This is a genomic window from Ureaplasma sp. ES3154-GEN (assembly GCF_025780075.1).
Taxonomy (GTDB): domain Bacteria; phylum Bacillota_I; class Bacilli_A; order Mycoplasmatales; family Mycoplasmoidaceae; genus Ureaplasma.
This window is the reverse complement of the sequence record NZ_JAOXHM010000006.1, coordinates 95,200-105,361: the sequence shown is the minus strand read 5'-3', so window position 1 is coordinate 105,361 and position 10,162 is coordinate 95,200. Positions and strand designations below refer to the sequence as shown.

The 10,162-nt window shown below is 29.7% G+C and carries 10 protein-coding genes and 1 rRNA gene; 8 read left to right on the top strand and 3 right to left on the bottom strand.

Annotated features, from left to right (window positions below; translation table 4 throughout):
• Positions 1–90, top strand: a 5S ribosomal RNA gene (gene rrf, locus OF377_RS03195); the annotation flags it as partial.
• 108 nt (positions 91–198) lie between these two features.
• Here the strand turns inward: rrf and OF377_RS03190 are convergent.
• The 3 genes from OF377_RS03190 to rpsT all read right to left on the bottom strand — a co-directional run bounded on the left by OF377_RS03190 (position 199) and on the right by rpsT (position 2,124).
• A complete protein-coding gene (locus OF377_RS03190; RefSeq protein WP_263836442.1) occupies positions 199–993 on the bottom strand; it encodes a phosphotransferase in 795 nt (264 codons plus the stop codon).
• Positions 994–1,500, bottom strand: a complete 507-nt coding sequence (locus OF377_RS03185; RefSeq protein ID WP_263836441.1) for an NAD(P)H-dependent oxidoreductase — start codon at positions 1,498–1,500, stop codon at positions 994–996. It lies immediately after the preceding gene.
• 366 nt (positions 1,501–1,866) lie between these two features.
• Positions 1,867–2,124 carry a 30S ribosomal protein S20 gene (rpsT, locus tag OF377_RS03180; RefSeq protein ID WP_263836440.1) on the bottom strand — a complete coding sequence of 86 codons (258 nt, stop codon included), beginning with the start codon at positions 2,122–2,124 and terminating at the stop codon, positions 1,867–1,869.
• A 316-nt stretch (positions 2,125–2,440) separates the two neighbouring features.
• Here rpsT and OF377_RS03175 point away from each other — a divergent pair, with 316 nt between their 5' ends.
• The 7 genes from OF377_RS03175 to mutM are packed head-to-tail and all read left to right on the top strand — an operon-like array spanning position 2,441 to position 10,160.
• Entirely contained in the window at positions 2,441–3,283 is an 843-nt protein-coding gene (locus tag OF377_RS03175) for an MPN551 family DNA-binding protein (RefSeq protein WP_263836439.1), read from the top strand.
• Complete coding sequence (gene thiI / locus OF377_RS03170) at positions 3,268–4,464, top strand: tRNA uracil 4-sulfurtransferase ThiI (protein WP_263836438.1); 1,197 nt, start codon at positions 3,268–3,270, stop codon at positions 4,462–4,464. Before OF377_RS03175 ends, thiI begins: the two co-directional genes overlap by 16 nt.
• Positions 4,457–5,443: a DHH family phosphoesterase gene (locus OF377_RS03165; RefSeq protein WP_263836437.1), complete on the top strand. Its 987-nt coding sequence runs from the start codon at positions 4,457–4,459 to the stop codon at positions 5,441–5,443. The genes thiI and OF377_RS03165 overlap by 8 nt, the downstream gene beginning before the upstream one ends.
• The gene (locus tag OF377_RS03160) at positions 5,433–5,618 is read left to right on the top strand and encodes a hypothetical protein (protein WP_263836436.1); all 186 of its coding nucleotides are present in this window, start codon (positions 5,433–5,435) and stop codon (positions 5,616–5,618) included. The genes OF377_RS03165 and OF377_RS03160 overlap by 11 nt, the downstream gene beginning before the upstream one ends.
• Before the next feature lie 3 nt (positions 5,619–5,621).
• The gene (gene dnaE / locus OF377_RS03155) at positions 5,622–8,444 is read left to right on the top strand and encodes a DNA polymerase III subunit alpha (RefSeq protein WP_263836435.1); all 2,823 of its coding nucleotides are present in this window, start codon (positions 5,622–5,624) and stop codon (positions 8,442–8,444) included.
• Between the two features lie 2 nt (positions 8,445–8,446).
• Entirely contained in the window at positions 8,447–9,313 is an 867-nt protein-coding gene (locus OF377_RS03150; protein ID WP_263836434.1) for a 5'-3' exonuclease, read from the top strand.
• 10 nt (positions 9,314–9,323) lie between these two features.
• Positions 9,324–10,160 carry a DNA-formamidopyrimidine glycosylase gene (gene mutM / locus OF377_RS03145; protein WP_263836433.1) on the top strand — a complete coding sequence of 279 codons (837 nt, stop codon included), beginning with the start codon at positions 9,324–9,326 and terminating at the stop codon, positions 10,158–10,160.
• The last annotated feature ends 2 nt before the right edge of the window (positions 10,161–10,162 follow it).

The following is a 10,162-nucleotide window of genomic DNA, read 5'->3' as shown; positions in this document are numbered from 1 at the left end:
AAAGTGGAAATACCTGTTCCCATCCCGAACACAGAAGTCAAGCACTTTCGAGCCGAAGATAGTTTAAAACAAAATAGGAAATCGCCACGCAAATTAAATTAAAGAACTGAGTAATCAGTTCTTTTTTGTTTTAAAAAAGACAAAATATTTAAGCTATAAAAAGCAATGGAATAAAAATAAAATTGTAATGTTTAAACATTACAATTTTATTTTATAATACCAATATTCGTATTGATTTTCTGTGTGTTTGATATATGGTTTAATAAATGATTTATGCCCTATTTTTGTTTGATAAACCGCTCATGTGTAAGCAAAGTAGTTTACAAAAAACATATATGAATAAATAAATGAATCATTAAAAAGATATTTACTTTTAATAACATTAAGTACTAAATGCTGTTGGTTTATATCTTCGATTGAACGTATAAAATTAAATAAATCATAATATTTAAAACTATATGCTGCAAGTTCAAAGTCGATAACTTGAAATAAATTAGTCCTTTTGTTTGTAATAATATTAAAGATTGATAAATCATTATGCGATAAAACTAATGTCAAACTTCTTTTAAATTCTTCGTATAAGCTCAAAAATTTATCTTTGAATTTATTACTAGGAACAATGTTGATATATTCTTGGAAGTCAAAATACATTTTTTGAGCAATAATATCAACAATTTCATTATTTTCTAAATCTACTAAAAAAGTAAATAAATGATTTAAATATCAATCATCAACTATATTATTTTTATCAGTAGCAAGTGCAACACTAATTAAATTATGATTGATTGGATCGTAATAATGATCGGCAGTAAAATAATGGTTAAACAACAGAGGTTCATAGGGATTTAGAAAGTTATTTTTAAGACGGATATAATAGTTTTTGTTTTCATATTCATAAAAATAAACATGATTAGTTCAGGCTCAATCATGTTTATTTTGTTTTTGATATTGTTTATTTTTAATAAAATTATGAAGAATTTTTATTAATTGCATTTAATCTAGATTGTTAAAAAACTTAATAACTTCGTCTTTAAATTCTTTAAGGGTTTCGGGATTGTATTCTACACAGTTATGGTAAGTAAATGTTTCCTTAATGTTAGTTTTTACGGATTTCAACATTCCATTCATATTATTTAAATAATCATCTACATTATACCCACTAGCATTTTCACCTGTGCGTTGGTAATGTTCTTGCTTACGACCGGTTGTTATTACTTTATAAACATCTTTGCCAGTTACATTAAACGGTTTAGTGCGTCATACTTCTGCAAAATAACGTGATAATGATCATGGCATATTAAATCAATTAATTGTGAATAAGAAGATAATTCGGTCGTATTGGTAAATAAATTCTTTTTCTTTTTCAAAATCAAACGGTTGCGATGCATCAATGAAGCGTGTGTCAAAATTAGTTTCATTTGCAAACGCATCAAATAAGTATTTTGTATGGACTGGATCTGTTGGACAAATCCGTGCGTATAAAACAACTGTTTTTTTCATAATAATCCTCCTTTTTGGATATAGATAAATTTTAACTGAAATGCATATTTTTAGCAAAGCTAATATATATTTATTTATACAACTAATTATTGAAGGAATATTTATTATTTTAAAACCAGATATAATATAAGTGTGAAAATGCTACTTTTTAATTCGAAAGAAATATTTAATCAACAGAAAGGTGGTGTATTATTTAATGGCCCGAAATCATAACGCAGACATATCGAATCCGAATAAAGGGACCAAAGGCACAAATTCTACCTACGCTAAAAACCAAGGCAACAGAGGAATTCAAATGAACCCTAACGGCAAAAAATAAAAAAACAACACCATACAGTGTTGTTTTTTTACTTCATTTTTATATAACTATGCTGCTTGTTGAGCAACAGTTTTATTTAAAGCCTTAGCTGTACGTGATTTTAAACGTGCCGCTTTGTTTTTATGAATAACACCTTTTGATGCAGTTTTATCAATGACTGAGTAAGCAACTGCTGTATTTTCAAGGTTTTCAGAATTACGCACTTTCTTAACCACAGTACGTAATTTAGACATCTTTGAGTGATTTTGTTTACGAACCTTTTCGTTGTGACGGTAAGATTTTTCGTTTGATACAATATTAGCCATATAATCGCCTCCTCAGTGAAAATTTATTAAATCAGTTTATAAGTCTTTTAATATTATAACACAAAATAAGAAAAATTATTATCTATTGTTAATGACACAAGACAGATTTTGTAATTACTATTAAACTAATAATTCTAAGGATTTTAAAATTAAATGTCAAATGCTAATGGCAACATTTCTTATTAAATTCTAAAAAACATGGTTTGTTGATAGTAATTTGTTTTTTTAATACGGTTAATTATATTAGAAAATAGGTTTAATAATTTAGTAAATAACCTTGTAAAATATATATAATACTAAAAAATAAGGAATTATTATGCCATTTATTAAAAAATACGGAGAAGATTTTATTCTTCAAGATAATCGGATTATTTTGACTAAAAAATATGTTGAAGAGAATAAGCACCGTTTTGCCAAAATTACAGGTAGTCGTTTGGGAGAGATTATGGGTTTAGGAGAATATGCCTCCCCATTAAAAGTGTGATGTTCAATGGTGCGTATCTACAAAGAAGACATTGATCCAATACATGCAAATGCGGGGAATATCATTGAAAGTAAAATTTTTAACGAGGTTCATCTGCGACTTCCTCATAGGTTTGTTTCATACGATCCAATTAAAATTGGTTTTGATATGTTCAAAGAAGATCCAATTTTTGGTGGTATTCCAGATGGCGAGCCAATTAATTTGGAAAATGCCGTTGATTACAATTATGGCCCAATGTTAGAAATTAAAACATCCTCAGTGGATAAGTTTTTGTACAAAGTTGTTGATGAGATTCCGGTTTTACAAAAAGATCAAAATGATTATCCAATTGTAAAGGAAATAGGAGCAAAAAAAGCCAGCTGATTTGTTAATAATGAGCTCACAATTCCTAAAAATTATATGTTACAACTAGGTTTATATCTATATTTGCGTAACCAGACAAAAGGTATGTTTGTGGTTAGTTTTTTAGACACAAAACATTACATTGACCCAAACAGCTATGATCCTGCAACAGCTGATTTATGGTTCCAAGATTTTAGTGTTGACTTGGAAAAATTTAAAAACGTTGTTTATGACCCTTGCAAAGAATGATATAAACAACATATTGAAACTGGAATTTCTCCAGAACTAACCCCTAAAGATAAGAAATGATTTAATATATGAATAAACAAATAATTTACATTAAATACGGCGAATTAACATTAAAAGGGAAAAATAGACAATCCTTTGTTCAATGTTTAGGAAGGAACATTAAACAAGCACTAGCGCAATTCGATAATTTGGTTTTTCAAATTGCGTATGATTTTGCACTTATTGAAAATTTTACAGATAATGATTTAGAAAAAATTATAGAAATTTTAAAAGAAGTTAATGGTATTGCTCATTTTAGTTTAGCATATAAAATTCCTAAGGATATTAATCTTATTGAACAAACAACTTTATCTTTAATCAAAAAGGATAATTTAACTTTTAAAATCGAAGCAAAGCGCAAAGATAAAACATTTGGGTACAATTCTGACGAATTAAAACGCCACTTAGCTGGTGTCTTATTACGCAACAATAAAACATTAAAAGTTGATGTTCACCAGCCAGATTTATTAATTACCGTTGAAATTAATTATAATGAATGTTTTATATATTATAAAAAAATTCAGGGAGCCAAGGGTTTGCCTGTTGGAATTAATGGACGTGCATTAGTTTTATTATCAGGTGGAATTGATTCCCCTGTTGCAGCTCGTCAGGTGATGAAACGAGGAATTGCGGTTGATTTTATTACTTTTATTACCCCACCACACACAAAAGAAAAAGCTTTAGATAAGGTTAAAGATTTATCTTCGTTAATTACCCTAGGCAATAAATTGTGCAATGCTCGTTTATTTATTTGTAATTTTACACCAATGTTAGAAGAATTAGGGCATGTCTCAAAACCTTCTTATCGTATTATTTTGATGCGTCGATATTTTATGCGAATTGCAAAAGCGGTTGCTTTGGAAAACAGCGCAGACTTCCTAGTAACTGGAGAATCATTAAATCAGGTTGCTAGCCAAACTACAACCTCAATGAAAGTGATTTCGGATGCAATTTCAGATTTTTTGATCATTCGTCCATTGGTGACCTATGATAAGAGTGAGATCATTGAATTAGCAATTAAATATAATACTTATGCAACAAGTATATTACCTTATGATGATTCGTGTTCCGCGTTTGCTCCTCCCGCTCCGGCAACATCGCCAAAACTTGCGATGGTTAAAGCATTAGAAAATGAATCAATTGTTATTGAAGGTATTTTAGAATCAACGATTAATAACCATATTACAAAAATTAATGTAAAGGATTTAAATAAAAATAATGATTAATTATCAAACTGCTGCATTCGAATGAATTAAACATACCGAAGGATATAATAAAGCTAGTATTTTTGTGCATATTAATCCCGATGGAGATGCTTTGGGAAGTGCATTTGCGTTGGCCCGTTTTTTACGATTAAATGCCTTTTGATTAGATGTTAAAATTATTGGAACTAATATTTTAAATTCGGCGGATTTTAAAGGTTTTTTTGAATTCAGTAACGAAGAAGTTAGTCTTGATTTTATTAAAGATTCTGTAGGGTTTATTGTTGATACAGCAAATGATGAACGTGTTTTAACTCATCAACATAGCTTTTGCAAAAAAACGATATTGATTGACCACCATATTAAAAACCCAACGTTTACAAATTTTTCTTATGTTGATGAAACATCGGTTGCAGCATGTGAAATAATAGGTTTAGCAATTAAAGAAAGCAAATTAAACTATGACCGTAAAACTCTTGAGTATTTATTGATTGGATTAACTACTGATTCAAATCGGTTGATGTACGATAAGGTTGATAAAGATACATATTACTTAATGGCTTGGTTTAATGAAAATGGCGTTCAACATCATCCAATTTATAGTAAACTGTATAGTCGATCATACAAGGAAGCTTTGTTTGATGCTCAATTAATGACAAAAATGCATATTGAAAACAATATTGGTTATTTATTAGTTGATCCTGCATGAAATGAAATATATAATTTTGACCGTTGAGGAGAAAAAGTTAATCTACTTGCAAGTATTAAAGAAGCGCAAATTTGATTTGTAATTTATTATGTACCTGAAGATAACCATTATAAAATTTCTTTACGCTCTAGTGTTTATCCGATTCGTTTAGTAGCAAATAAATATAATGGTGGGGGACATGATTTAGCATCTGGTTGTTATTTAAAAAGTCTAGATGAATTAAAAAACTTTATTAACGATTTACAAACATTAATATGTGAAGTTGATAATCAAAGGAGTAATTATGAACAATAAGAAAAAACATGATTTAGTCACGTCAGTTTTTGATGTTAATGACATTTTTACAGATAAACCATTACATGAGCAATCAATTGAAGATCTTCAGTATCAATTAGATTATGAGGTAACTGATCCTAAAAAACGTAAACAAATTAAAGAACTAATTAAACAAAAAGAGAAACAAAAATAATTTATGTACGCTAATCTCAATGCCCATTCACACTATTCACTCTTATCTTCAACACTCAGTATTGAAGATCTAGTTTTATTTGCTAAAAAAAACCAAATGTTATACGTTTGCTTGACAGATGTGAATAATATGTACGGAGCAGTGGAATTTTACGATCTAGCAATTAAACACCAATTGAAGCCAGTTTTGGGATTAGAGTTTATTTATAAAAATAGTCTTCTTGTTGTGATTGCTAAGGATTATTATGGCTATCAGCAGTTGATGAAAATATCATCTCATTTAATGCTAGAAGAAGAGTTTTTATTAAATATTACCCCTCATCTTTTTATCATTAGAAAACAGGGCGATATCACATTTGATGACCCGCATTTTTTCGTTGCTGATGATTTATCGGCACCCAATTATATTGCTTGCCATAGTGCCTATTTTAAAGACGCAGATGATTATGAAGCATATGTTGCCTTACATGTGATTAAAAATAATAAGTTATTTGAAGAAGAAACTGGTTTAGAAAATAATCGTGATGCATATCTGTATAATTTTGACGATTTAGTAAATAATTATTTACCTATTGGTTTAGAAAATTTAAATAAGTTATTAACCCAAGTTCATTTAGAAATCAAAAACTTACCAATGAATATTCCAGTATTTCAACCTAGTAGTTTAATTGTTTCTTCGGCATTATTAGAACAACTATGCCAGGATGGCTTAGAACAACGTATTGGGAACAATCATCCTTTATATAAAAATTATCAAGTACGTCTTGAATATGAAATTAATGTGATTACTCAGATGCATTTTGAAGATTATTTTTTGATTGTCGCGGATTTTATTAATTATGCAAAAAATCAGGATATTCTTATTGGACCAGGACGTGGGAGTGCAGCGGGTTCATTAGTTGCATTTTGTTTAAATATTACAGATGTAGATCCGATTAAATATAACCTAGTCTTTGAGCGATTTTTAAATCCAAAGCGAAAGACAATGCCAGATATTGATATTGATATTATGGATCGTCGACGAGATGAAGTATTCGAGTATTTATTTGATAAATATACTAACGAGCACACTGCATACATCGTGACATTTCAGCGAATTAAAATCAAAACAGCTATTCGTGATGTTGGTCGAATTTTGCAAATTAATTTGAATACTATTAATAATATTTGCAAGAGCATTGATAATCTTGATGATGATAATAATATTTCCTTGTTATTGCAAAAACTTCATCAAGACTACGAACGCTATCCACAATTATTTGATTTAGCAATTAAATTAATTAATATTCCTCGAAATATTGGAACCCATGCAGCAGGGATTATTCTTTCACAATCATTATTAAGAGAAGTTATTCCTTTGCAGAAAGGAATGAATGATCGTTTTTTATCACAATACAGTATGGAATATTTAGAACGATTCGGACTGATTAAAATCGATTTGCTAGGTCTAATAAATTTGACATTTCTACAAGATATTCAAATGCGACTAACACAAAATTACAATATCAAAGTGGATTTACTAAATATTAACTACAATGATTCTGCTGTTTTTAAGGATTTATCAAACGGTCAAACCCATGGGATTTTCCAACTAGAATCACCTGCAATGACTAACTTAATTAAGCGCATTAAGCCGCAAAGTATTGAAGATATATCATTGGTTTCTGCGCTACTACGACCGGGAGCTCAGGAACAAATCAATCAATACATAGCAAACCGGCGATATCCACAGCAAGTGAAATATGCAAATAATGCAATTAAAGAGATTCTTGCTCCAACTTATGGGATTATTGTTTATCAGGAGCAGGTCATTAAATTAGTTCAAATTATTGCCCAATTTGATGCTGCACAAGCGGATTTATTCCGCCGTGCAATTTCTAAAAAGGATAATCAACAATTAGATTTATTAAAAGAACATTTTGTTAGTAATGCTGTTAAAAATAATTACTCAGTAGCTGATGCATTACATTGATATGAATATATCCACAAATTTGGTAATTATGGATTCAATCATTCACATTCATTAGCTTATTCTTTAGTGAGTTATTGATTAGCTTACTTAAAACACCATTATCCAATGGATTTTATGATATCGCTTTTGAATAACCAGAGCCATGCAAAAAATAAACTAAAACCTTATCTACAACAAGTTAGAATGTATCAAATTAATGTTTTGCCAATCGATATTCGTCACAGTCATACCGGTTTTTATGGCAATGTGCAAAATAAAACAATTTACTTTGGATTTCAAATCATTAAAGGTTTTGGGAATGAAATTTGTAAAAAAATTATGCAAACTAACCGCAAGACAAAAAGTTATTGAGAATGTTTTTTAAACTTAAAAAACAATAAGGTTAGCCAGAAAAACGTTGAAATTTTAATTAAGATTGGTGCCTTTGATAGTTATGGTGTGTCACGTAAATTTTTATTAGCAAATTTAATTAAGCACTTCTCTGTGCTCGAATTAATCCCTGATGGTTTTTTTAGTATTGATAAACAAGAAATAGAAAATGAATTTAATCTCGCAAGTAATAGTGAATTTATCGCAGACGAAATTAATTATTTGGGAACAAGTTGACTAGATCTTCTAAAAGAAGAACAGTCAGCGTTACCTATTCGAGAGTGAATTAGTGTTCAAATTAATGATGTTAAACAAAAAATAACAAAGAATAAAAACAAATTTTGAAGTGTCAGATTTACATATAAGAATCATATTTATGATGTTAATTGTTTTAATGATTACCAATGAATCATTAACAACCAATATGAAATATATTTAGAAAAAAATGATCGTTATCTTAGGGTCACGAATGTACGGGTGGTATAAAAATGAGTCAAAAAGCTTTTGTTTTAGATGCGAGTGCTTTGATTTATCGGGCATATTTTGCGTCATATAAACAACTTGAGTATAATCAGAAACACAATCTCCCACCCAACAATGCGATTAAATTGGTTTGTCAAATGTTGAAAAAAATAATGCAGTTTCAGTCATATGATTACGCCCTAGTAGCACTTGATAGCCCTTACAAAACCCTGCGTTCAGGAATGTATGAGGATTATAAAAAAAATCGGAAACCAATGGATGAGGCATTAGTTCAACAACTTGAGCCAATTAATGAATTATTTCATTTACTTGGTCTAAAAACTTATGTTTATCCAGGTTATGAGGCGGATGATCTTGTTGGATCATTTGCAGCATTATGCAACGAACATAGGATTAAAATTGATGTGTATAGTTCGGATAAGGATATGCTGCAACTTGTAAATAATTGAACTGATGTTCATTTATTTAAAACAGGTGTTAGTGTTTTGCAAACTAATACAATAAGTAATTTTGCATCACAAAACAACCAACTTACTCCTGCTCAAATTATTGATTTTAAGGCATTAGCGGGTGATAGCTCAGATCACTTACTAGGGGTTAAGGGAATTGGAAAACAAACTGCACTGCAACTGCTTTATGACTATCATGATTTAAATAACATTTATGAACAAATCAATGTTCATCCCAACGGATTAAGGACCAAATTAATTAATGGAAAGAATAGTGCCTATATGTGTTATGATTTAGCACGAATTAAAACAGATTTATTAAAAGATCAACCACTGCACGATTTTATAGTTAAAACCCGCAGAGATGACGATTTAAAAGAATTTTTAAGCAAATGAAAAATTAATTTTTCATTTGCGGATTAGGATTTGAAATATGCCAGAATTACCAGAAGTCCAAGTGATTGTTAATCATTTAAATAGCCAAGTTTGTGCTAAAAATATTAATCATATTGATGTTCATCTGCCAAAAATCATTAAAAATTTAAAACCGATAGATTTTGTGCAGATGTTTACTAATACTTTTATTCGTGAAATCAAACGGGTTGGTAAATACCTATTGTTTATGATGAGTAATGATTATGTTTTGCAAGTTCATTTACGAATGGAAGGGCGGTTTTATTATGTTAACGAAGACGAATTTATTAACCGTGCACATTCACACATTATCTTTCATTTAGACAATCAGAAGCGTTTGATTTATTATGACACTCGCCAATTTGGAACGTTTCATGTATATCATCGTGATGATTTAGTTTCATCTAAAGAATTAAAAAAAGTAAATAAGGATCCATTGGATCCAGAAGTAGACGGTCAGTATTTTTATGACCAGCTGCATCATTTAAAAAAAGATATAAAAACAACCCTATTAGATCAACAACGAATTAGTGGAATTGGGAATATTTATGCAAATGAGATTTTGTTTGCCGCAAAGATTCACCCGATTGTTCAATGCACTCAACTAACATTGTTTGATTATCAAAATATCTACCAACACGCTAAACGCATATTAAGAGATTCGATTGATCACGATGGAACGAGTATTCACACGTTCCAGATTGATCAAGACCGTGTTGGTTCTTACCAAAATTGTTTGCAGATTCACGGGCGTGATAAACAATTGTGTTATCAATGCAACAATCCAGTTAAAAAAATTAAATTAAATGGCCGTGGCACATATTTTTGTGAACATTGCCAAAAATCAAAAGATTAAAT